Source organism: Streptomyces sp. CB02009 (assembly GCF_001905825.1).
Lineage (GTDB): Bacteria > Actinomycetota > Actinomycetes > Streptomycetales > Streptomycetaceae > Streptomyces.
Genome location: NZ_LIVV01000007.1, coordinates 83,325 through 104,518, shown reverse-complemented (window position 1 = coordinate 104,518; position 21,194 = coordinate 83,325). Strand labels below are relative to the sequence as shown.

General features: G+C 73.0%; 19 protein-coding genes. 8 read left to right on the top strand and 11 right to left on the bottom strand.

Annotation, left to right across the window (positions count from 1 at the left end):
- Positions 1-2: 2 nt before the first annotated feature.
- On the bottom strand, positions 3-2,441 hold the full coding sequence (locus AMK27_RS27225; RefSeq protein WP_073913418.1) for an immune inhibitor A domain-containing protein: 2,439 nt from the start codon (positions 2,439-2,441) through the stop codon (positions 3-5).
- 333 nt (positions 2,442-2,774) lie between these two features.
- Here AMK27_RS27225 and AMK27_RS27220 point away from each other — a divergent pair, with 333 nt between their 5' ends.
- Positions 2,775-3,053, top strand: a complete 279-nt coding sequence (locus tag AMK27_RS27220) for a hypothetical protein (RefSeq protein WP_073913416.1) — start codon at positions 2,775-2,777, stop codon at positions 3,051-3,053.
- Between the two features lie 56 nt (positions 3,054-3,109).
- On the opposite strand, the gene AMK27_RS27215 is transcribed toward AMK27_RS27220, so the two are convergent.
- Entirely contained in the window at positions 3,110-3,904 is a 795-nt protein-coding gene (locus AMK27_RS27215; protein WP_073913414.1) for an RDD family protein, read from the bottom strand.
- 111 nt (positions 3,905-4,015) lie between these two features.
- Positions 4,016-5,668: an RDD family protein gene (locus AMK27_RS27210; RefSeq protein ID WP_079188610.1), complete on the bottom strand. Its 1,653-nt coding sequence runs from the start codon at positions 5,666-5,668 to the stop codon at positions 4,016-4,018.
- Between the two features lie 335 nt (positions 5,669-6,003).
- Here AMK27_RS27210 and AMK27_RS27205 point away from each other — a divergent pair, with 335 nt between their 5' ends.
- Positions 6,004-6,495 carry an SsgA family sporulation/cell division regulator gene (locus AMK27_RS27205; RefSeq protein WP_073913412.1) on the top strand — a complete coding sequence of 164 codons (492 nt, stop codon included), beginning with the start codon at positions 6,004-6,006 and terminating at the stop codon, positions 6,493-6,495.
- 146 nt (positions 6,496-6,641) lie between these two features.
- Here AMK27_RS27205 and AMK27_RS27200 read toward each other — a convergent pair whose 3' ends face one another.
- Positions 6,642-8,009, bottom strand: a complete 1,368-nt coding sequence (locus tag AMK27_RS27200) for an FAD-binding oxidoreductase (RefSeq protein WP_073913410.1) — start codon at positions 8,007-8,009, stop codon at positions 6,642-6,644.
- Between the two features lie 98 nt (positions 8,010-8,107).
- Between AMK27_RS27200 and AMK27_RS27195 the strand changes: the two genes are divergently transcribed.
- On the top strand, positions 8,108-9,577 hold the full coding sequence (locus AMK27_RS27195) for a tetratricopeptide repeat protein (RefSeq protein ID WP_241847616.1): 1,470 nt from the start codon (positions 8,108-8,110) through the stop codon (positions 9,575-9,577).
- A 745-nt stretch (positions 9,578-10,322) separates the two neighbouring features.
- On the opposite strand, the gene hppD is transcribed toward AMK27_RS27195, so the two are convergent.
- The gene (hppD, locus tag AMK27_RS27190) at positions 10,323-11,468 is read right to left on the bottom strand and encodes a 4-hydroxyphenylpyruvate dioxygenase (RefSeq protein WP_073913408.1); all 1,146 of its coding nucleotides are present in this window, start codon (positions 11,466-11,468) and stop codon (positions 10,323-10,325) included.
- A 121-nt stretch (positions 11,469-11,589) separates the two neighbouring features.
- On the opposite strand from hppD, the gene AMK27_RS27185 reads away from it, so the two are divergent.
- The 4 genes from AMK27_RS27185 to AMK27_RS27170 all read left to right on the top strand — a co-directional run bounded on the left by AMK27_RS27185 (position 11,590) and on the right by AMK27_RS27170 (position 14,365).
- On the top strand, positions 11,590-12,057 hold the full coding sequence (locus AMK27_RS27185) for an Lrp/AsnC family transcriptional regulator (protein ID WP_041662431.1): 468 nt from the start codon (positions 11,590-11,592) through the stop codon (positions 12,055-12,057).
- 103 nt (positions 12,058-12,160) lie between these two features.
- Positions 12,161-12,742: an ArsR/SmtB family transcription factor gene (locus AMK27_RS27180; protein ID WP_073914409.1), complete on the top strand. Its 582-nt coding sequence runs from the start codon at positions 12,161-12,163 to the stop codon at positions 12,740-12,742.
- 19 nt (positions 12,743-12,761) lie between these two features.
- Positions 12,762-12,947, top strand: coding sequence for a hypothetical protein (locus AMK27_RS27175; RefSeq protein WP_073913406.1), 186 nt, complete (start codon positions 12,762-12,764; stop codon positions 12,945-12,947).
- Positions 12,944-14,365 (top strand): MFS transporter, encoded by a 1,422-nt coding sequence (locus tag AMK27_RS27170; protein WP_073913404.1) that lies wholly within the window; start codon positions 12,944-12,946, stop codon positions 14,363-14,365. The genes AMK27_RS27175 and AMK27_RS27170 overlap by 4 nt, the downstream gene beginning before the upstream one ends.
- Here AMK27_RS27170 and AMK27_RS27165 read toward each other — a convergent pair.
- Complete coding sequence (locus tag AMK27_RS27165; protein ID WP_073913402.1) at positions 14,298-15,092, bottom strand: S16 family serine protease; 795 nt, start codon at positions 15,090-15,092, stop codon at positions 14,298-14,300. The two genes, AMK27_RS27170 and AMK27_RS27165, sit on opposite strands and share 68 nt — an antisense overlap.
- A 9-nt stretch (positions 15,093-15,101) precedes the next feature.
- Entirely contained in the window at positions 15,102-16,388 is a 1,287-nt protein-coding gene (locus tag AMK27_RS27160; protein WP_073913400.1) for an alpha/beta fold hydrolase, read from the bottom strand.
- Positions 16,389-16,473: 85 nt separating this feature from the next.
- On the opposite strand from AMK27_RS27160, the gene AMK27_RS27155 reads away from it, so the two are divergent.
- The gene (locus AMK27_RS27155; RefSeq protein ID WP_073913398.1) at positions 16,474-17,571 is read left to right on the top strand and encodes a helix-turn-helix domain-containing protein; all 1,098 of its coding nucleotides are present in this window, start codon (positions 16,474-16,476) and stop codon (positions 17,569-17,571) included.
- 56 nt (positions 17,572-17,627) lie between these two features.
- Here the strand turns inward: AMK27_RS27155 and AMK27_RS27150 are convergent, their stop codons facing one another.
- The 4 genes from AMK27_RS27150 to AMK27_RS27135 all read right to left on the bottom strand — a co-directional run bounded on the left by AMK27_RS27150 (position 17,628) and on the right by AMK27_RS27135 (position 21,193).
- Positions 17,628-18,269: an IclR family transcriptional regulator gene (locus tag AMK27_RS27150; RefSeq protein WP_015033894.1), complete on the bottom strand. Its 642-nt coding sequence runs from the start codon at positions 18,267-18,269 to the stop codon at positions 17,628-17,630.
- Positions 18,270-18,718: 449 nt separating this feature from the next.
- Complete coding sequence (locus tag AMK27_RS27145; protein ID WP_073913395.1) at positions 18,719-20,512, bottom strand: DEAD/DEAH box helicase; 1,794 nt, start codon at positions 20,510-20,512, stop codon at positions 18,719-18,721.
- A 106-nt stretch (positions 20,513-20,618) separates the two neighbouring features.
- Complete coding sequence (locus AMK27_RS27140) at positions 20,619-21,008, bottom strand: type II toxin-antitoxin system death-on-curing family toxin (protein WP_073913392.1); 390 nt, start codon at positions 21,006-21,008, stop codon at positions 20,619-20,621.
- Positions 21,005-21,193 carry a hypothetical protein gene (locus AMK27_RS27135; protein WP_107425700.1) on the bottom strand — a complete coding sequence of 63 codons (189 nt, stop codon included), beginning with the start codon at positions 21,191-21,193 and terminating at the stop codon, positions 21,005-21,007. The genes AMK27_RS27140 and AMK27_RS27135 overlap by 4 nt, the downstream gene beginning before the upstream one ends.
- Position 21,194 lies beyond the last annotated feature (1 nt).

Here is a 21,194-nt window from a genome sequence, read left to right as displayed (position 1 = left end):
GATTACTTCGTGGACGGGCCCACGCGGACCGTGATCGTCTCGCCGTTCGACGGCTCCTTGACGACCTGGATCTTGGTGTTGGTGTCAGTTACCTGGACACCGGCGCGCGCCGTCTCCTTGAACCAGTACGTGCCCTTGCGGTCGTCGAAGACCGGGTTGCCCGGCAGCGACGGGACGAAGGACGCGACGTCGGCCTTGTGGAGCAGCATGCCGTCGGTCTTGTACGTGCCGAAGGTGGAGTCGTACGCCTGGACGCGGTTGCGCATCAGGGTGCCGTCCTTCCACTTCAGCGGGGTCGGGTGGGAGTCGACCGGAAGGATCAGACCCTGGCCCGGGTGGACCGCGGTGTTGTTGTCCTTCTGGGAGAGGTCCCACTTCCAGATGAGCAGGCCGTTCTGGTACGCGTAGTGCTCGACCCAGCTGGCCTTGTCACCGGTGAACCCGAAGTTGTACGGGCCGACCTTGAGGGTGGAGTCGTACGAGACGTACTGGCGGTTCTCCGCGATGTAGTACTGCTCGTACTCCTTCGTGAAGCCCTTGCCGACCCGCGAGAAGCCCTTGGCCGCCCAGCCGTTGTCACCGTTCTCGGCGCCGTCCGCGAAGACGGTGGCACCGTCGGCGGTCAGCGTGATGGCGTCGGCCGTGAAGCCCTTGCCGCCGGCGCCGCCGTCCGTCTGGTAGCGGAAGCGGAGGTCGAACTTCTTGCCCGCGTAGGCGTCGAGGCCGTAGACGAGCTCCTTGTGCGTGCCCGACACGTCGGTCAGCGCCGGGGCGCCGCTGGCGTCGCGCGGGAGCGGCTTGCCGTCGGCGGTGCCGTCCAGGGCCGTCCAGTTGGCGCCGCCGTCGGTCGACACCTCGGTGTAGAGGTAGTCGTAGTCGAGCTCGATGTCGTACCAGCCCTTGAGCTTCAGGGAGGCGGACGTCTTGCCCGTCAGGTCGACGGAGCGGGTCAGGGTGTTCTTGAGGTCGTCACCCATGTTGCTCCACCACTGCGAGGCACCCTCGGCGGGCGCGACGACATCGGTGGTGACGGCCTTCTTCGGCAGCTCGACGACGAGCGCCTGCGGGTTCTTCGTGTTGTACTCGGCCACGCCCAGCTTGTGGGTGGAGTTCCACTTGCGGGCCTCGTTGGCGACCTTGGTGTAGTTCAGCCAGCCGAGCTGCAGCTTGTCCCAGGCGTTCATGTCGCCGGGCAGGTCGCCGATGGCGTCCTTGCCGCGGCCGAGCCAGGAGCCGGAGGACATGAGCGACCAGAAGCCGGTCGAGTTCTCGGCGCCGGAGAGGCCGGAGGTGTCGTACAGGTCCGGCAGACCGAGGTCGTGGCCGTACTCGTGCGCGAAGACGCCGAGGCCGCCGTTCTCCGGCTGCATCGTGTAGTCGCCGACCCAGATGCCGGAGTCGCCGATCTGCGTGCCGCCGGCCTTGTTGTTCGCCGGGCCGGTCTTGCCCGCGTTGGTGCCGTAGGCGTACCAGCGGTGGGCCCACAGGGCGTCGCCGCCCTGGGCGCCGCCGCCCGCCGACTCGTCCTCGCCCGCGTGGACGATCTGGAAGTGGTCGATGTACCCGTCGGGCTCGTTGAAGTTGCCGTCGCCGTCGAAGTCGTACCGGTCCCAGAGGTCGTACTGGGCCATGTCGGCCTTGATCTGGGCGTCGGTGCGGCCCTTGGCCTTCTGGTCGGCGACGAAGGCGGTGACGCCGTCGCGGACCGCGTCCCAGACGTTGGAGCAGTTGCTGTTGCCGCAGTAGTTCGAGCCGTAACGGGCCTCGTTGTACTCGACCTTGACCCAGTCGGAGACGTTGCCGTCGACCGAGTAACGGCCGGACGAGGTCTTCTCGTAGTAGGTCTTCAGCGACTGCTTGGCCTGACCCTTGGCGTCCTTGCCGGTGCCGAAGTACAGGTCCTGGAAGTGCTGCTGGTTGTAGTCGGCCTTCCAGTCCGTGGAGTTGTCGTGCGCACGGTCCGGCTTGGCTATCTGGTTGTGCAGGGGACCGGGCGTGCCGCCGAACTTCGGCTTCGGCTCGGTCGTGTCGTCGTCCGCGCGGTCGACGAGGGTGGTGTTGTCCACCTTGTCGCCGAACTCGACGAGGATCGTGAAGATCTTGTCGGTCTTCTCACGGCCCAGCTCGACGTACTTCTTGTCGTCGAGCTTGACGACCTGGGAGCCGTTGCGCCGCTCCACCTTCGACTCGCCGCTCAGCACCTGCTCCAGGGCAGCCTTGCGCTGCTGCTCCTGCTGCTCGCTGAAGGGACCCTCGAGGTCGTGGTCGACCGCCGTCTTGTCGATCCCGGCGCCGGGCGCCGGGTCGTGACGGACATCGGCCGGGTTCACGCTGCCGTGATTGTCGGCCCATGCGGTGGTGAAGGTCGAGGCGGTGGCGGCGGTGGCCGCGAGCGCCACAACAACTGCGGACGTTCTGATCGCCCGTCGTCTGTTGGTCACTTGATATGTCCTCCCCGGCGCCCGCGCTTCGGACCGAAGGTGGGGTGTCCGTCCGGCGGGTCGCGCGTCACAAGTGACGACATTCGACCGGAGGTACGCAAGAAAAGACAGATCTTGACTTGCACATACCAACTGCACTATGCGGGAGATGAATTCCGATTATCGGACGATCGACGGGCGTCTTACGGGTAAAAATCACATGACCCATGACTCCGTGCGCCCCCCGTGCACCCCGTGCCCCCGCATCCTGGGTGAGGTCATGCTTACTTCGGTTCCGCCCGGGCATCCACGGACCAGGAGTCGAACCGTTGTCCTGAGAGGGCGGTACGTGTCATGCAGCGTCCGAACGCCGCGCAACTCACCTACGGTTCGGCCACCGTCGTCCTCGCGACCGTCGCCCTGCTGCTGCTCTCCGGTACGACGAGCACGCTCGGCATCACGGTGATCAGCCTCGCCGGCCTGCTGCTCGGACTGCTCGTGGCCGTGACGATGCCCCCGCGGACGAACGGCGTCAAGACCGCCGCACCGACTCCGGCGCCCGCCGCGCACGAAGAGGTCCGGGTCCCGACCGCGCGCGTGGGCGCGGGAGTCGACACCCGGACCGGTTCGTGACACCTCGTCCGTGATGCGCCGTCTCCGCCGGTTCCCCGCGGACGGCGCCGGTTCGGCTACTGCGGGACGGAGACCACCACCGTCTTCGCCGCCTTGTCGTGCAGACCCTGCTTGTAGGGCTTGTCGACCAGGATCAGGATCAGCAGGAGCAGCGGCCACAGGCAGGCGCAGCAGACCAGGGCGGGCAGCCACAGGACGATCGCGCGCAGCAGCGACTGGCTCATCGGCGGCGTCGAGCCGTCGTTGAGCATGGCGACCCGCAGCTTCATCCACTTCTTGCCGAGCGTCTGGCCGTTCTTCGCCACCATCACCGTGTCGTACGCGACGAACGCGACGATCGTGATCAGCTGGAAGACCAGCTGGCTACCGCCGTTGAGGCTGTTGACCGTGTCGCCGAAGTCGTTGCCGTCCTCGGTCGCCCGCGAGTAGATCTTGAACGGGATACCGATGATCGCCAGCGGGATCGCGATGATCAGCCAGTCGATGACGCGGGCGATGATGCGCTTGCCCGACTCGGCGAGCGGCGGCATCCCGGAGAGCGGATCGGTCCCTCCGTACCCGGCGCCGTAGCCGCCGTACGGGGGCGGCGGCGCGCTGTCGTACGGGGAGCCGCCCGGCGGACCGTACGGCGAACCACCCGGGGGTCCGTACGGACTCCCGGGCGACGGACCTCCCGGCGGCGGACCCTCCGGCGGCGGACCGCCCGGCGGAGGCCCCCCGGGCGGAGGCCCTTCCGGGGGCGGCCCGGCCGGGGGCGGCTGGCCTGCGGAGGGCGGCGGAGGCTCCTGCGGCCTCTTGAGGAACGGGTCCTCCTCGGGCGGCTGGCCGGGCGGCGGCTGGTCGGTGCTCATGGGGGCAGTGCATCCCGGGCCGGGCGCCCCCGCAAGGAATCACCGCCCGTTCGGGGGACCCGCCCGCCGCCGGTGGACCGCCCGGTCCCGCCGGGGCCCGGCGGCCGCGGATCAGCGCGCCACGAAGGTACGGGCCGCCTTGTCGTGCCAGCACTGCCGCCAGGGGCGGTCGAAGAGGCACCACAGGACGTTGAGGACGCCGATGGCCAGCAGGCCCAGGACGCTGTAGACGAGCCAGCGGCGCAGGGCCGCCCCGAACCCCGGCGGCTGGTGCGCCTCGATGTCCCGCACCTCGATCCCGCACAGCTTCTTGCCGAGCGTGCGCCCCCACTTGGCGGTGGGCAGCGCCTCGTACAGGACGCCGATGACGAAGAACGCGGCCAGCGCGATGCCGAACTGCACGGAGGTCGTGCCGTCGACCAGCCACACCTGCACGGTGGCGCCGGACTGCTTGGCCGCCTCGATCTTGCCGTCGATGTGGTCGAGGGCGGCGGTCACGAACGGGAAGGCGGCGGCGCCGACCAGCGCCCCCAGGACGAGAGTGTCGACCAGCCGGGCGATCAGCCGCCGGCCGAGCCCGGCGGGACGCGCCGAGGCCTGCGCGCGGGCCGCCTGGACGAACAGGTCGTCGACGGGCGGCTTCCAGGGGACGACGGGCTGCTGCGGGTCCTGGGACTGGCCCTGCTGCTGGGGCCGGCCCTGCTGCGCCTGGGACTGGCCCTGCTGCTGGGGCTGCTGGGCCCAGGAGGGGGTGGCGGGCGCCGGGGCGGGCGCGGGCGCCTGGTGCGCGGGGGCGGGCGCGGGCGCCGGGGCAGGCTGGGGAGCCGGCTGGGGCCGGGGGGCCTGCGGGGCCGGCTGGGGCTGCTGAGGGGCGGCGGCGGGCTCGGGGGCGGGGGTGGGGATCCGCGTGACCGGCATCCCGCCGAGGCGCGCCGCTCCCCCGGTGGCCCGGGGGTCCGCCGCCGGGGCCGCGGACCGCGCCGGGCTCTCGGGCTCGGGTTCACCCGCACCGGCGACCGGCCAGTCCGCCGGGGTGCGCGGGTCGGGGGTCCGGGGCGCGCCCCAGGAGACCTTCTGGTCGAGGTCGCCGCCGAAGCCGGTCTGGCGGGAGGTGTCCGCCTGCCAGGCCGACGCGGGCTCCGCGGGGGCCGGGTCCTCGTCGAAGAAGACGGGTCCGGTCTCCTCCACGGCGGGTACGGGAGCCGGGGCGGGCGCCCGGTCCTGCGCGGGGAGCTGGGCAGGCGCCCGGTCCTGCGCGGGTGCGGACGCGGCGGGGCGCACGGGTTCGAGCGGGGGCGCGGACTGCGACGGGTACGACTGCGCGGGGACCGGCGGCTCGTGGAGCTGCTGGGCCGGAAGCCGGCGCTCGGGGAGCTGGTGCGACGGGACCTGCTGCTCGTGGCGCTCGTGCGGCTGGTGCTGCGCGGGGCTCTGCTGCGGCTGGCTCTCCTGCGCCGGGAGCCGCTGCTCCTGGACGTGCTGCGGCTGGTGCCGTACGGGCTGCTGCGGCTGGACCGGCTCCGGTTCGGAACGGGCCGGCTGGGCGGCGGCCGGTGCGGGCGCCGGGCCGGAGGCCAGGATCGGGCCGGCCGGGATCGCCGAGGCCGGCGGGCCCTGCGGAACCTCACCGTCCGTGGGCGCGGGCCTGCTCGTACCGGGAACCCAGGCGCCCCCGTTCCAGTACCGGATGTACCCGGGAATGGACGGGTCCGGGTAGTACCCCGCCTGCGGTACCTCTCCGCCGCCTCCAGGAGGAGTAGCCACTGCCCCGACTCCGTTCAGTCACAACGCCCTTGAACCGCGCGGCCGCGTGCCGGGCGTGCCGCGCCCAAGGAGGACAGTAACGAAGAACGTCCCCGAGGGAACAAAGAGCCCGCGAGAAAGGCCGCCTTCGAGGAGGAGACGTACCGGAATCGATCACTCCCGGTGATGTTCGGGCCGGACATGCCCCGCGCTCCGCAGCCCGGTGAGCACGTCCGGAGAACTTCCCGGGAAATCTTCCCGAGAAAACTTTCCGAAGTCGCGTAATGAACCGCGGCTGCCCCGCTCTCTCCCGGTGAAGGCCCGCACGGGGCCGGTCCGCGAGAGGGAGCACGACCATGCAGAACACCGACAACACCACCGTCGAGCGCGAGCTGGAGCTCAAGCTGGTGCTCTCGCCCGAGCGCGCCGTCCCCGTCCCCGCCCGGCTCGCCTACCGCACGGACGACCCGTACGCCGTCCACATCACGTTCCACATCGGCACCGACCACCCGGTCAACTGGACGTTCGCGCGCGAACTCCTGGTCGAGGGCGTGTTCCGGGCCTGCGGCCACGGTGACGTGCGGATCTGGCCGACGAAGGTCGAGGGCAGCAGCGTCATCCTGATGGCGCTCTCCTCCCCCGACGGCGACGCCCTCCTCGAAGCCCCCTCCGCGCAGGTGTCCGCCTGGCTGGAGCGGACCCTGCGCGCGGTGCCGCCGGGCACCGAGTGCGAGCGGCTCGGCATCGACGACGGGCTCGCCGAACTCCTGGCGACCACCGTGATCGCCGACGAGCTGTGGCTGCGCGACCCGTGGCCGTCGGACGAGTCGCAGGACGGCGAGCTGTGAGCGCGGTACCTGTGCGCGCCGCACCGGCGAGCGCCGTACCTGTGCGCCCCCGCGGGGCCTCCGGATCCCCCGTATCCCTCAGGTCCCTCAGGTCCCTCAGGTCCCTCGGGTCCCTCAGGTCCCTCAGGTCCCCCGTATCCCGCGGGTCAGAAGAGCTTTCCGGGGTTGAGCAGCCCCAGCGGGTCGAAGGTGGCCTTGATCCCGCGCTGCAGCTCGAGTCCGACCGGCCCCAGCTCCCGTGCCAGCCACTCCTTCTTGAGCACGCCCACGCCGTGCTCGCCGGTGATCGTGCCGCCGAGCGCGAGCCCGAGCGCCATGATCTCGTCGAAGGACTCCCGCGCGCGCCGCGACTCGTCCTCGTCGGTGTGGTCGAAGCAGACGACGGGATGGGTGTTGCCGTCGCCGGCGTGCGCGCAGACGCCGATGGTCAGGTCGTACTTCTCCGCGACCGCCGCCGTGCCGGCGAGCATCTCGGCGAGTCGCGTCCGCGGCACGCACACGTCGTCGATCATCGTCGCCGACTTGATCGTCTCCAGGGCCGTGAGGGAGAGCCGGCGTGCCTGGAGGAGGAGTTCGGACTCGGCGGCGTCGGCGGCCGGAACGACCTCCGTGGCGCCCGCCGCCGCGCACAGCTCCCCCACCGCGGCCAGATCGGCGGCCGGGTCGGGGGTGTCGAAGGCGCACAGGAGCAGCGCCTCGGTGCTGTCGGGCAGGCCCATGCGCGCCATCTTGTTGACGGCCTGGACGGTGGTGCGGTCCATGAGTTCGAGCAGCGACGGGGTGTGGCCGCGCTCCATGATCGTGCAGACGGCCGCGCAGGCGGCGGCCGCGGAGGGGAACTCGGCGGCCAGCGCGAGCTGCGCCGGAGGCTGCGGCCTGAGCTGCAGCACGGCCCGGACGACGATGCCGAGGCTGCCCTCCGAACCGACGAAGAGCCTGGTCAGGTCATAGCCGGCGACGCCCTTGGCGGTACGGCGGCCGGTGGTCAGGAGCCGGCCGTCGGCGAGGACGACGTCGAGGCCGAGGACGTACTCGGCGGTCACCCCGTACTTCACACAGCACAGGCCGCCGGAGGCCGTGCCGATGTTCCCGCCGATGGTGCACGTCTCCCAGCTGGACGGATCCGGCGGGTAGTACAGGCCGTGCTCGGCGACGGCCCGTGACAGCACCGCGTTGACGACACCCGGTTCGACGACGGCGATCCGGTCGACCGGGTTGATCTCCAGGATGCGGTCCATCTTGACCAGGGAGAGCACGATGCAGCCCTCGGAGGCGTTGGCGCCGCCGGAGAGGCCCGTGCGGGCTCCCTGCGGGACGACGGGGACGCGGAGTTCGGTCGCGGTGCGCATGACGTGCTGCACCTGCTCGACGGTGCGCGGCAGCACCACGACAGCAGGGGAGCCCGCCTCGCAGAAACTCGCCATGTCGTTCGCGTACGAGGCGGTCACGTCCGGATCGGTGAGCAGCGCCTCGGCGGGCAGCCCGGCGCGCAGCCGCGTCAGAAGATCGTCCATGACTCCAGCGTGGCACCCGGGGCCATCGGTGTGAACCCGCCGGGGCAGCCGCTTCGTGTGCTCTTCGTACAGGTGCGGGCGGGCGCACAGTGAGCGCCATGAAGACCCAGAACGTGTCGAGGACGGTCCTCGCTGCCGGAGTGGGCGCGGTGCTCGCGGCGACGGCACTCCTCTACGTCCCCGAGCTCCTCGACCAGGGCCCGCCGCCCCCGCCGGGCCCGGCGGAGCGGGCGACGATCGCGGCCCACGCGGGCGCGCAGGCCTCGCTCCCCGACCTGGCCGCGCTGATCACCGACCGGGAGGCGTGGCTGCGCGCCCACCCCGACGACGACGCGTCCTGGGCGGAGCTCGGCGCGGCCTACACGGAGCGGGGCGCGCGGCTCGGCGACGTACAGGACTATCCGCGCGCCGAGCGGGCGCTGCGGCGCTCGCTGGCCGAACGGCCCGCCGCGCGCGGCAACACGGCCGCGCAGCTGGGGCTGGGGGCGCTCGCGGGGGCGCGCGGCGACTGGAAGTCGGCCAAGGAGTGGGGCGAGAAGGTACGGAAGGCGGATCCGCGCCGCTGGCCCGCGTACCCGGTCCTGATGGACGCGTACAACGGCCTCGGCGACTACAAGGCGGCCCAGAAGTCGATGGAGAGCCTGGCGGGGCTCCACACGGGCCCGATGGTGCGGACACGGGCCGCGCTGACCTACCGCGACCGGGGCTGGCGCGAGGACGCCGACGCGGCGGCCCTCGACGCGGTGGCGCTCGCCGAGACGGCCCCGGACAAGGCGGCCGCGCTGACGCGGCTCGGGGACCTGGCGTGGGAGCGGGGTGAACCGGACGAGGCGCTCGCGCGGTTCGGGGCGGCGCTGACGCAGGTACGGGACCACGGGCCGGCGCTCGCGGGCCGGGCGCGGGCGCTGGCGGCGCTGGGCCGCACCGACGAGGCGCAACGGGACTGGCGGGCGGCACTGGCCCGGCTGCCGCTGCCGGAGTACGTCCTGGAGGCGGGCGAGCTGTCCGAGTCGCTGGGCCTGAACGGGGACGCGCGGACGCTGTACGAGCGGCTGCGGACCGGGACCTGGGCCGACGGGGAGGTGGCCCTGGCGCTGCTCGACGCGGACCACGGCAACGCGGCGGCGGCGGTCACCCGGATGCGGGCGGAATGGGCCCGCGGGCACCGCTCGGTGCGGGTGGCGGACGCGCTCGGCTGGGCGCTGTACCGGGCCGGTCAGCCCAAGGAGGCGCTGGAGTACGCGACACGGGCCACGGAGGAGGGCCTGCGGAGCGCCCTCTTCGCGTACCACCGGGGCGAGATCGAACGGGCCCTGGGGGACCAGGGGCCGGCGCGGCGGCACGTGGCGGAGGCGCTGCGGATCAACCCGCACTTCTCTCCGCTGCTGGCGCCGAGGGCGGAGGCGACGCTGGCGGTGCTCGGCGAGCCGTCGAAGGAACTCCCGAAGGAACTCCGCCCGGATGGGGCGCCGGTGGCGGTCGCGGCATCGGCATCGGAGAGGGGACGGGGGGCGGGCCCGGGCACGCCGCCGGGGGCGGCGCCAGCGGCGACGCGGCCGCAGGAGTAGCCGGTTCCTGGATGACGCCGGGTGGCGCGGCCGCAGGAGTAGCCGGTTCTTGGGCCCTGCCACGCGGCGCCGTACACATGTGGACGGTGCCCCGGCCCACCCCCCGCGTGGGCCGGAGCCCGCCGGATCGGATGGCCGCTGCACGAACGGCCGCTGCTGCGCGGGCCACGCCACTGCCGCGCGGGCCACGGCGACCGCTGGGCGGGCCGCGCCACCGCCCTGCCGGCCGCGCACTCATCGTGCGGGTCGCGCCCCCGGCGCGTGGGCCGCGCCCGCCGCCCTCCCCACCGCCCGTGTGGGCAATCGTCCCGCAGGGCGGGACGGGTGGGCACACGGGACGGCGCGCTCGGCGGCGCCTCCGCCACTTGCGCCCTGGCCCGCACACACGGTGCACCGCACCTGTGGTGCGGGTACAGGCGCGGAAGCCTAGGCCCGGCAAGGGGCACCGTCCGTTGTGCCCACCCGTTCCGCCCCAGCGGAACAGATGCCCACAACGGGGTGGGCGGGGGCGGGCACCGCCACAGTGGAGCGGGGGCGGGCACCGCCGCAGCCCGGCGGGGGCCGGCGCCGCCACAGTGGAGCGGGGGCGGGGCGGGCGCCGCCCAGCCCGGCGGGCCGGAGCTGCCCGGTGGGCGGCCACGCGCGCCCGGGCCGAGGCCGGCGGGCCGCCGGGCCGGCCGACAGCTGCCACATAGCCCGCAGGGCCCGGGAGGTGGCCCCGGGCCCTGCGGGTGCGGCGTCGCGGTCAGAGGTTGCCGCGCTTCTCCTGCTCGCGCTCGATCGCCTCGAACAGCGCCTTGAAGTTCCCCTTGCCGAAGCCCATCGACCCGTGCCGCTCGATCATCTCGAAGAAGACGGTCGGGCGGTCCTGGACCGGCTTGGTGAAGATCTGCAGCAGGTAGCCGTCCTCGTCGCGGTCGACGAGGATCTTCAGCTCGCGCAGGGTCTCGACGGGCACGCGCGTCTCGCCGGCCCACTCGCCGAGGGTGTCGTAGTACGAGTCGGGGGTGTCGAGGAAGGACACACCCGCGGCCCGCATCGCGCGCACGGTGGCCACGATGTCGTTGGTGGCGAGGGCGATGTGCTGGACGCCGGCGCCGCCGTAGAACTCCAGGTACTCGTCGATCTGCGACTTCTTCTTCGCGATCGCGGGCTCGTTGATCGGGAACTTCACCTTGAGGGTGCCGTCCGCGACGACCTTCGACATGAGCGCGGAGTACTCGGTGGCGATGTCGTCGCCCACGAACTCCTTCATGTTGGTGAAGCCCATGACCTTGTTGTAGAAGCCGACCCAGTCGTTCATCTTGCCGAGTTCGACGTTGCCGACGCAGTGGTCGATGGCCTGGAAGGTCCGCTTGGCCGGCGGCTCGACGATCGGCTTGGCGGCGACGAAGCCGGGGAGGTACGGGCCGTCGTAGCCGGAGCGCTCGACGAGGGTGTGGCGGGTCTTGCCGTACGTGGCGATCGCGGCGAGGACGACGGTGCCGTGCTCGTCCTTCACCTCGTGCGGCTCGGTGAGGCCGGTGGCGCCGTGCTCGACGGCGTAGGCGTACGCGGCGCGGGCGTCCGGCACCTCGATGGCCAGGTCGACGACGCCGTCGCCGTGCTCGGCGACGTGGTCGGCGAGGAAGCGGCCCCGGTCGGTGGTGACCTTGATGACGGAGGTGAACACGAACCGGGCGGCGCCGTTGGTGAGGACGTAGCTGGCCGTCTCGCGGGTGCCGTTCTCCGGTCCGGAGTAGGCGACGAGCTTCATGCCGAACGCGGTGGAGTAGTAGTGCGCGGCCTGCTTGGCGTTGCCGACGGCGAAGACGACCGCGTCCATTCCCTTCACGGGGAAGGGATCGGCCTGCCGCGCCGTGGAGGGGGTGTGATCGATGGTCTCAGTCATGGCAGCAATGTCCCGCCGTTCTGCAAGGTGCGCAAGAGTTCGCTGATCCACTGGTCATGTTGCACAGCGACCGGCGAGTATGGCCGTGCGACTTGTACATCCTGACCATGGGGAGACCGCTGTGGCGATCGATCATCTGGACGGCCGGCTCATCACGCTCCTCGCACGTGAGCCGCGCATCGGGGTCCTGGAGGCCTCGCGGCGGCTCGGAGTGGCGCGGGGGACGGTGCAGGCGCGCCTCGACCGGCTCCAGGCGAGCGGGGTGATCAGGGGTTTCGGGCCGCAGGTGGACCCGGCGGCGCTCGGCTATCCGGTGACGGCGTTCGCGACCCTGGAGATCAAGCAGGGGCAGGGAGCGGATGTGCGCGGGCATCTGGCGACGGTGCCGGAGGTCCTGGAGCTGCACACGACGACGGGCCACGGCGACATGCTGTGCCGCCTCGTCGCCCGCTCGAACGCGGACCTCCAGCGGGTGATCGACAAGGTGGTGGCGTTCGAGGGGATCGTGCGGGCGTCGACGGCGATCGTGATGGAGAACCCGGTGCCGCTGCGGATCATCCCGCTGGTGGAGCAGGCAGCGCAGGAGTAGGCGGCGCAGGAGTAGGCACCGAACGCCGAACACCCACCGCTTACAAAGGACTATTTGCAAAGAAAGCCTTGCAACTAGTCCTTTGCAACTCTACGCTCGGACCATGCCCGAGCCCGAAGGTTTCCCGACCCGCCCCCTGGACCCGCGCACCCTGCGCGGGCTCGCCCACCCCCTCCGCATCCAGCTGCTGCGCACCCTGCGCGCCCACGGACCCGCCACCGCCTCCCAACTCGCGGAGCGCCTCGGCGAGTCCAGCGGAGCGACCAGCTACCACCTGCGCCAGCTCGCGGCCCACGGCTTCGTCGAGGACGACCCGACGCGCGGCAAGGGGCGGGAGCGGTGGTGGAAGGCAGGCCAGCAGGGCGTGACCGTCGACGAGACGCTCTCCCGGAACCCGGACCCGGAGGTCCGCGGCGCCCTCGACCTCTACGTCCACGAGATCGCGACCATCCACACCCAGGAGCTGAGCACCTACCTCGGCACCCGGCACGACTGGGGCGACGCGTGGATCGGCGTCTCCGACATGAGCGACTTCACCCTTCGGCTGCCCCCCGAGAAGCTCCGCGAGCTCGACCAGAAGATGCACGCGCTCATCGAGACGTACCGGGGCATCGAGGAGGCCGACGCGCCCGACGCCGAGCGCGTACGGATCCATCTGCACGCGTTCCCGCAGCACGAGAACTGACGGAAGGAACCACGGAGTCATGCACGCCGACATCCACCTCCAGCTCCACCAGCTGCACGCCGCCGAACTCCACCGCGCGGCCGCCACCACCGCCCCGCGCGTCCCCGGCCCCGCCCTCCGCGTACAACTCGGCTGGCGAATGGTCGAGTTGGGGCTTCGCCTGGCCACGCCCGCGCACCGGCACCCGGTCGGCCTGGCCGCATGACCACTCCGGGGGGAAACGACGCGGACGCGGCGAAGCCGAACACGCCCGAGCCGAACACGCCCGGGCCGGACAGCGGGACGAAGCGGGACCGGGTTCCCCTCGCGACCGTCCTCACCGCCAACGCCGTCTCCATCACAGGGAATTCACTCACCCTCATCGGCGTCCCGTGGTTCGCCCTCGACACCACGGGAAGCCCCGGCAAGGCCGGTGTCGTCGCCTTCTGCGCGGCCCTGCCCGTCCTCGTCTCCGCGATCGCCGGCGGCCCGGTCATCGACCGGATCGGCCGCCGCCGGGTCAGCGTCGCCTCCGACCTGGTCTGCGGGCTCGCGCTGGCCGCGATCCCGCTGCTGCACCGCGCCGGCGTCCTGGAGTTCTGGATGCTGTGCGCCCTGATGGCCGTCACCGGCCTCTTCCACGCACCCGGGGAGATGGCCCGGCACGTCCTGGTCCCCGATCTCGCCCGGCGCGCCGGGACCTCACTGCCCCGGGTCGCCAGTCTGTACGACGCCGTGGCGCGCGGGGCCCGGATGACGGGGGCCGCGGTCGCCGGACTCCTCGTGGCGTTCCTGGGCGCCGACACGGTCCTGGTCGTCGACGCGGCGACCTTCGGCCTCTCCGCGCTGCTCGTCGCCGCGGGCCTGCGCGGGGTGCCCTCGGCGGAGCCGGTGCGGGACGGCCCCCGGCTCTCCCCGGCCCGCTACCGGGCCGATCTGCGCGCGGGGTACGCCTTCCTGTTCCGCGCGCGGCTGCTGCTCGGCATCACGGTCATGGTGATGGTCACCAACGGCCTGAACCAGAGCTGGAGTTCGGTGCTGCTTCCGGTCCACGCGCGCCAGGATCTCGGCGGTCCCGCCACCCAGGGCCTGCTCGTGTCGGTCTTCGGCGGCTGCGCCCTGGCCGGCGCCCTGCTCTACGGGGCGGTCGGGCAGCGCTTCCCGCGCCGGGCCGTCTTCACGGCGGGCTTCCTGCTCGGCGGCGCCCCGCCGTACGTGGTGGCCGCGTTCACCGACACCACCACACCCCTGCTCGTGACGCTCGCGGCGGCCGGGTTCGGCGTCGGCGTCCTCAACCCGATCCTGACCACGGTGATGTACGAGCAGGTCCCCGACGCGCTGCGCAGCCGTGTCATGGGCGCGAGCACCGCGGGGGTGCTCCTGACGACCCCGCTGGGCGGCCTGGCGGCGGGCTTCCTCGTCGAGCGCGCCGGGCTGACGGCGACCCTGCTCGGGATCGGCGGGCTCTACTTCCTCGCCACGCTCTCGCCGCTGGTCTTCCCGGCCTGGCGGGGCATGGACGCGCCGCCGCCCGAGCGGACGGCAGGGGACGGCGCAGCCACCGCCGGTGCACCCGTCAGCAGGACGGAACCTTCGCCTCCTGCCCCTGTTCCAGGGCCTTCAGGGACGCCACCGCGTCGCTGAGCGCGGTGACGGGGATGAGCCGCATCCCCTTCGGGAGCTCGGCCTGGGCGTCCGAGCACTCGGCCTTCGGTACGAGGAAGACGGTGGCCCCGTCCCGCGCGGCGGCCTGGGTCTTCAGGGAGACCCCGCCGACGGCGCCGACCGAACCGTCCGCCTCGATCGTCCCTGTGCCGGCGATGGTCCGGCCGCCGGTGAGGTCCCCGCCCGCGCCGTCGCCGTCGAGCTTCTCGACGATGCCGAGGGAGAAGAGCAGACCCGCGCTGGGCCCGCCGATGTCGGCGAGGTTCAGGTCCACCTTCACCTTCTCGGGGTCCTCGTCGAGGTAGTCGAGGGCGGCGAGGGTGGCCGCGTCCTGCGACTCCTTCATCTGACCGAGGTTGTGCTTCTCGACCTCGGCGTCCGACTTCCCCGGGGGGTAGACGGAGTCGCGCGGCAGGACGGCCCGGTCCGTACGGAACCAGGCGTCGGCCACGTCCCCGAGGTCCACGTCCGTGGACGGCCCGGTCGCGACGATCGTCGTCATCCGCAGCTGCCCCTCGGAGGGCCGGACCGGGGCGCCGGTGATCGTGATGACCTCCTGCCCCTTGTCCTTGCCGAGCACGTCGGCGGTCGTACCGGGCTGCGCGATGGCATAGGGCAGCGGCGCGAGCCCGACGACGGCGAAGAGCGCGACGACGGGCAGCGCGCACACCGCGAGCGCCTTGGGACGGGAGAGACTGGAGAGCACGTCCCCAATCTACTGGGGCGGCCGCCCCAGCCGGGCCGTGGGCGCGGAGCCGGACCCGCGCCCGGCCCGGGGCACGGCCCCGGACGCCGCCCCGGACCCGGCCCCGGACGCCGCCCCGGACCGGGCCCCGGACCCGGGCACCGGCAGGTGCCGGTCGAAGAAGGACCGTACGAGCGTCCGCACGGCGGGCACCGAGACCCGGGGGTCGACGCCGCCGACCATCGCGGCCCGCCCGGCGGCGGTCATCAGATCCGCGGCGCGGAGCTGCGGGACGAGGGCCGCGTAGTCGGTGAAGACCCAGTGGTGGCTGTCGGCGAGCTGCCGCCGGGCGACGGGTCCGCCGTGGCCGAGGAGCGCCGACCAGGAGCGGTCGAGGCGCGCGTCGCGGAAGCCGTCGGTGCCGGCGAGGAGCAGCGGCCGGTCCGTCCCCTCGCGGGCGACGGGCAGGAGTGCGCCGTCCATCTGGTCCAGGTAGCCCTCCAGGTTCACGGCGGCGGCGACCCGGGGGTCCTCGTGGAGCGCCTGCGCGACGGCGGTGCCGCCCGCGGAGTGCCCGTAGAGCCCGACCCGGTCGAGGCCGAGCGCGTCCAGGACGAAGCGGAGGTCGGCGACCCTCGTGTCGATCATGGTGCGGAAGGTCCCGGCGTCGAGGTCGGGACGGAGGACGGTGGTCCGGACCCGGTCGCGCCCCGGCCGCTCGTCGGGGAACTCCACCTCGGAGGCGTCGCCGGGGTGGTCGACGGTGACGACGGTCCAGCCGTGCGAGGCGAGGTCGATCGCGAGGGAGCTGCCCATCGCCCGGGAGTCCCCGCCGCCGGGGCTGTACACCAGCACCGGCCGCCGGGCGGGCAACGGCCGGGCGCCGGTGCGGGCGTGGGTGAGGGTGGCCGCCCAGTCGACCCCTGCCGCCGGCAGGGCGGGGCGAACCAGCGGGGCGAGGAGGGTGAACGCCTCGGCGGCATCGGGGGTGAGCTGCGGCAGGCGCGGGAGGCCCCGGCCCGAGGCGGCCGGCCGGAACACGGTGACCATCAGCTCCCGCACCCCGACGGCGGGCACCCACGGATCGTTGCGGGAGCGGTCGACGAGATGCCGGACGGTGGCTCCGACGGCGTGCGGGCCGGTGGGGGCGGGCAGCCGGAGGACGAGGGGGCGGGCGGGCGTGGCCGAGGCGGTGCCGGTTCCGGTGCCGAGCAGCAGGGCGGCGGCCCCTGCGAGGGCCCCGGCGACGACGGTACGGCGGGGGGGCGCGTGGCCGGCGGGCGTGTGGCCGGGTGTGTGATCGGGTGTCATGGTCATGGGCGTCATCCTGGGAGCGGACGGGACGCCGGAGCGAAGGTTGCGGCCCTGCCCGAAAGGCTGGCGTCGAACGGGGGTCGGTGCGGTGCTTCACATCCGTTTCACGGCGGAGGACATGAGCCGGGTGCGGTTCGCGCCCCGCCCCTCCCCCGTGCCCGAGCTGCACGCGGCCCTGCTGATGCTGGGCGCCCCGCACGAGGGGCTGCTCTTCGGCCGCTGGCGCGGCAGGCTGCTGCGGACCCTGCCGGGCGCGGCCGAACCGCTCGGGGAGCTGGTGCCGGGCGGGGCGGCCCCGCGCTTCCTCGACGTCCTCGGCGGCACGCGGGAGGAGGGCTTCGCGCTGATCCGTTCGGCGCGGCCGGAGTTCGTACGGTCCGAGCTGGCGCGGGTGTACGCGGGACAGGGCGCCGTCCCGCCCTGGGTCAGGGCGCTGCACCGCGGGGACGCGACGGCCTGGGACACGCTCGACCGGGCCCAGCGGGCGGCCCACGAGACGGTCCTCGCACCGGTGTGGCCGCTGGTCCAGGACCTGCACCGGGCGGAGTTCACCCGCTACGCCCTGACGGCGGCGGAACAGGGCCTGGCCGCCGCGCTGGCGGCGGTCGCCCCGGGCTCACGGCTGCGGGACGGCGTCTGGGAGTGGCCGTCGGCCCCGTCGACACGGTCGGCCCTCGAAGCCCCGGAAGCCCGCGACGACCCGGCGGCCCGGGGAGCCGGGGCGGCCCGGGAAGCCTCCGAAGGCCCGGAACCCGGGGAAGTCGGGGAAGCCCGTGCGGCCCGTGCCACCCGTGAGGTCCGCCTAGGCGGCCGGGGCCTGGTGCTGCTGCCGACCTTCCACTGGAGGGGAGGCCCGCTGGTGCAGGACCTGCCGGACCGCCCGGTGGTGCTGGCCTACCCGGCGGGCGGCGGCCTTCCGCCCGCGCCGGAGCCCCGGGGGGCGCGGAGCGACGACCGTGGCCTGGCGGCGGCCCTGGGCCGTACGAGGGCCGTCGTGCTCCGGGCCCTCGCGGAACCCCGTACGACGACCGACCTCGCCCGGCGCACGGGCATCGGCAACGCGACGGCCTCCGCCCACGCGGCGGCCCTGAGGGCGGCGGGCCTGATCACCACGACGAGAACGGGCAGATCCGTCCACCACGAGCAGACCCCCTTGGGGATGCTCGTCGTCGGCACGACACCGTAGGGCGGTGCCGGCGCGCGACGACCGGCGCCCGACGACCGGAGCAGCCCGCCCGCGCCCTAGCGCAGTGCGTCCGCGACCTCGCGTGCCGCGTCGACCACCCGCGGTCCGACCCGCTCCGGCACCGCGTCCGCGAGCATCACGACGCCGACGCTGCCCTCGACGCCCGTCACGCCGACGAGCGGGGCGGCCGCGCCGCTCGCGCCCGCCTCCAGCTCGCCGTGGGTGAGCGTGAAGCCCGGTTCGATCAGCCCGCCCTGGCGGGCGGCGAGGATGGCGCGCCCGGCCGCGCCCCGGTCCAGCGGGTGGCGGAAGCCGGCCCGGTAGGCCACGTGGTAGTCGGTCCAGGTCGGTTCGACGACGGCGACCGCGAGTGCCTCCGCACCGTCGACCAGCGTCAGATGGGCCGTCGCCCCGATGTCCTCGGCGAGCGAGCGCAGCGCGGGGAGCGCGGCCTCCCGCACGAGCGGGTGGACCTGGCGGCCGAGCCGGAGCACGCCGAGGCCGACGCGGGCGCGTCCGCCGAGGTCGCGGCGGACGAGGGCGTGCTGCTCGAGGGTGGCGAGCAGCCGGTAGACGACGGTCCGGTTGACACCGAGTTTGTTGGACAACTCGGTGACGGTCAGGCCGTGGTCGGTGTCGGCGAGCAGTTTGAGGACTCTGAGTCCCCGGTCGAGCGTCTGGGAGGTCTCCGCGGTCACGACGCCCTCTCCTTCGGAGTGAGTGGCGGCGGGCTCTCACGGGTGTCGCGTCACCGGTCCCGTCGGCGACGCACGTCAGAGGCCGCCGGCAGGAAGGGGTACACCGGCTGCGCTCCGCGGCGGCGCTGCCACGGGGCGTTTGCTTTTGAGCCGGGACAGTAGCGACCCGCTCCGCTCAGCGGAAGACCTCGTCCAGAATCCGGGCGCCGACGAGCGAATAGAGACGGTTCGGGACCTTCGTCGGTCGCATGCGGGACTTTGGCTGACAAGATCGGCTTTGTCGTGCACGTAGCGTGGAAGGGCCCGGAGGCCGACCGTGGGGGCCGGTCTCCGACGCGGTCCCGCCGCGGTTCCTTCACCGGTCCGCCGTCGCGCGGGACGAGTGAGGCCCGTACGAACGCCGTCGTACGGGCCTCAGCCACACCCGGGGGCGGGGCGGGGGAACGGGGTCACCGCATGCGGGTGGCCCACTCCTGCACCTTCTTGATCCGTTCCCGGATCTGGCCGGCGGTGGCCTCCGCGCTCGGCGGTCCGCCGCAGACCCGGCGGAGCTCCGTGTGGATCACACCGTGGGGCTTGCCGGTCTGGTGGACGTACGCGCCGACCATGGTGTTGAGCTGCTTGCGCAGTTCGAGGAGCTCCTTGTGGGAAACGACAGGCCGCCGCTCGGCGGGGAGTTCGAGCAGGTCCGCCTCGTCGTCCGGCTTCTTGCGGCTGTGCGCGATCTGCCGGGCCTGGCGCTTCTGGAGGAGCAGCTGGACCTGGTCGGGTTCGAGGAGGCCCGGGATGCCGAGGTAGTCCTGCTCCTCTGCGCTGCCGGGGTGGGCCTGCATGCCGAACTCGGCGCTGTTGTAGAGGACGCGGTCGAAGACGGCGTCGGACTCCAGCGCCTCGAAGGGCAGCATGTCCTGCTCGCCGGTGTCCTCGTCCTGCTCGCGCTCCGCCTCCGCCATCTCCTTCTCGGACTCGGCGTACGGGTCCTCCTCGCCCTGCTTCTTGGGCTTGTCGAGGACGTGGTCGCGCTCGACCTCCATCTCGTTGGCGAACCCGAGGAGGCTGGGGATCGTCGGAAGGAACACGGAGGCGGTCTCGCCGCGCCTGCGCGAACGCACGAAACGGCCGACGGCCTGGGCGAAGAAGAGCGGGGTCGAGATCGTCGTCGCGTACACGCCGACGGCGAGACGGGGCACGTCCACGCCCTCGGACACCATGCGGACGGCGACCATCCAGCGGTCGTTGTTCTCGCTGAACTCGTCGATGCGGTTCGAGGCGCCGGTGTCGTCGGAAAGCACGACGGTGGCCTTGGTGCCGGTGATCTCGCGGATCAGCTTGGCGTACGAGCGGGCCGAGTCCTGGTCGGAGGCGATGACGAGGCCGCCCGCGTCCGGGATGGACTTGCGGACCTCGGTGAGCCGCTGGTCGGCGGCGCGCAGGACGTTCGGCATCCAGTCGCCCTTCGCGTCCAGGGCGGTCCGCCAGGCCTGCGAGACGGCGTCCTTGGTCATCGGCTCGCCGAGACGGGCGGCGATCTCGTCGCCCGCCTTGGTGCGCCAGCGCATGTTGCCGCTGTAGGAGAGGAAGATGACGGGCCGGACGACGCCGTCGCCGAGGGCGTTGCCGTAGCCGTAGGTGTAGTCGGCGGAGGACCGCCGGATGCCGTCGTTCCCCTCCTCGTACGTGACGAAGGGGATGGGGTTGGTGTCGGAACGGAACGGGGTGCCGGTCAGCGCGAGGCGCCGCGTGGCGGGCTCGAAGGCCTCCAGGCAGGCCTCGCCCCAGGACTTGGAGTCTCCGGCGTGGTGGATCTCGTCGAGGATGACGAGGGTCTTGCGCTGCTCGGAACGGTTGCGGTGCAGCATCGGGCGGACACCGACACCGGCGTAGGTGATGGCGACCCCGTCGTACTCCTTGCTCAGCGGCCCGGCGCTGTAGTCCGGGTCGAGCTTGATCCCTATCCGCGCGGCGGCGGCGGCCCACTGCTTCTTCAGGTGCTCGGTGGGCGCGACGACGGTGATCTGCTGCACGACGTGGTGGTGCAGCAGCCACGACGCGAGGGTCAGGGCGAAGGTGGTCTTGCCGGCGCCAGGTGTGGCGACCGCGAGGAAGTCACGGGGCTGCTCCTGGATGTATCTCTCCATCGCGCCCTGCTGCCAGGCACGCAGCTTCCCGGCGGTACCCCACGGGGCCCGTCCTGGGAAGGCGGGAGAAAGGTGATGGGAGGAAGTGGTGGTAGTAGTCACGATCTCCGGGTTCGACGCTCGTCCAGATATGACAACCGGGCCACCTTACCGGTGCGGGCGCCGCGACCCGCCCCGCGCGAAGGCGTGGCGGGTGCGCTTGAGACGGTCCTCACAGCCCCCGGAGGCGGCGCGCGATGTCCGGAATGTCACCCAGTTCGCCGCCGGCCACGCCGATGACCAGGCCGTATGCCCGTTCGAGGTCGGCCTCGGCGAGATCGACTCCGTTGACAGCGAGGAAGGTGGCCGCGGACAGCCACGCCGCCCGCTTGTTCCCGTCGACGAAGGGGTGGTTCGTGGCGACCGCGTGCAGCAGCGCGGCGGCCTGCTCGTACACGTCCTCGTACGCGCTCTCCCCGAACATCCGGGCCCTCGGCCGGTGCACGGCGGACGCCAGCAGCCCGGGCGCCCGCAGCTCGGGCACCCCGTCGCCGGTGAAGGCGATCCGGGCGACCTCGGCGACCTCGTCGACGGTGAGGAAGCGCGTGGTGGCGTCGTTCATTCTCCGAGCCTCCTCAGGAGGGAGTCGTGCACCCGGGCGAGGCGCCGGGCCTCGCGGCGTACGAGCTCGGCCTCGGCGGCCAGCAGCCGCCCGCAGGCCTCGGCGGCCAGCTCGTCCGGGCTGACGCCCCGGGCATCGGCGAGGTCGGCGAACCCGTCACCGACCGGAACGGTCGTCTCACGCATG

Excerpts from the sequence above, each read along its gene's own strand:
- AMK27_RS27220 (WP_073913416.1), top strand. The coding sequence starts at position 2,775 with ATGCAGCGTCCGAACGCCGCGCAACTCACCTACGGTTCGGCCACCGTC.
- AMK27_RS27215 (WP_073913414.1), bottom strand. The coding sequence starts at position 3,904 with ATGAGCACCGACCAGCCGCCGCCCGGCCAGCCGCCCGAGGAGGACCCG.
- AMK27_RS27205 (WP_073913412.1), top strand. The coding sequence starts at position 6,004 with ATGCAGAACACCGACAACACCACCGTCGAGCGCGAGCTGGAGCTCAAG.
- AMK27_RS27200 (WP_073913410.1), bottom strand. The coding sequence starts at position 8,009 with ATGGACGATCTTCTGACGCGGCTGCGCGCCGGGCTGCCCGCCGAGGCG.
- AMK27_RS27195 (WP_241847616.1), top strand. The coding sequence starts at position 8,108 with ATGAAGACCCAGAACGTGTCGAGGACGGTCCTCGCTGCCGGAGTGGGC.
- hppD (WP_073913408.1), bottom strand. The coding sequence starts at position 11,468 with ATGACTGAGACCATCGATCACACCCCCTCCACGGCGCGGCAGGCCGAT.
- AMK27_RS27180 (WP_073914409.1), top strand. The coding sequence starts at position 12,161 with ATGCCCGAGCCCGAAGGTTTCCCGACCCGCCCCCTGGACCCGCGCACC.
- AMK27_RS27175 (WP_073913406.1), top strand. The coding sequence starts at position 12,762 with ATGCACGCCGACATCCACCTCCAGCTCCACCAGCTGCACGCCGCCGAA.
- AMK27_RS27170 (WP_073913404.1), top strand. The coding sequence starts at position 12,944 with ATGACCACTCCGGGGGGAAACGACGCGGACGCGGCGAAGCCGAACACG.
- AMK27_RS27160 (WP_073913400.1), bottom strand. The coding sequence starts at position 16,388 with ATGACCATGACACCCGATCACACACCCGGCCACACGCCCGCCGGCCAC.
- AMK27_RS27140 (WP_073913392.1), bottom strand. The coding sequence starts at position 21,008 with ATGAACGACGCCACCACGCGCTTCCTCACCGTCGACGAGGTCGCCGAG.
- AMK27_RS27135 (WP_107425700.1), bottom strand. The coding sequence starts at position 21,193 with ATGCGTGAGACGACCGTTCCGGTCGGTGACGGGTTCGCCGACCTCGCC.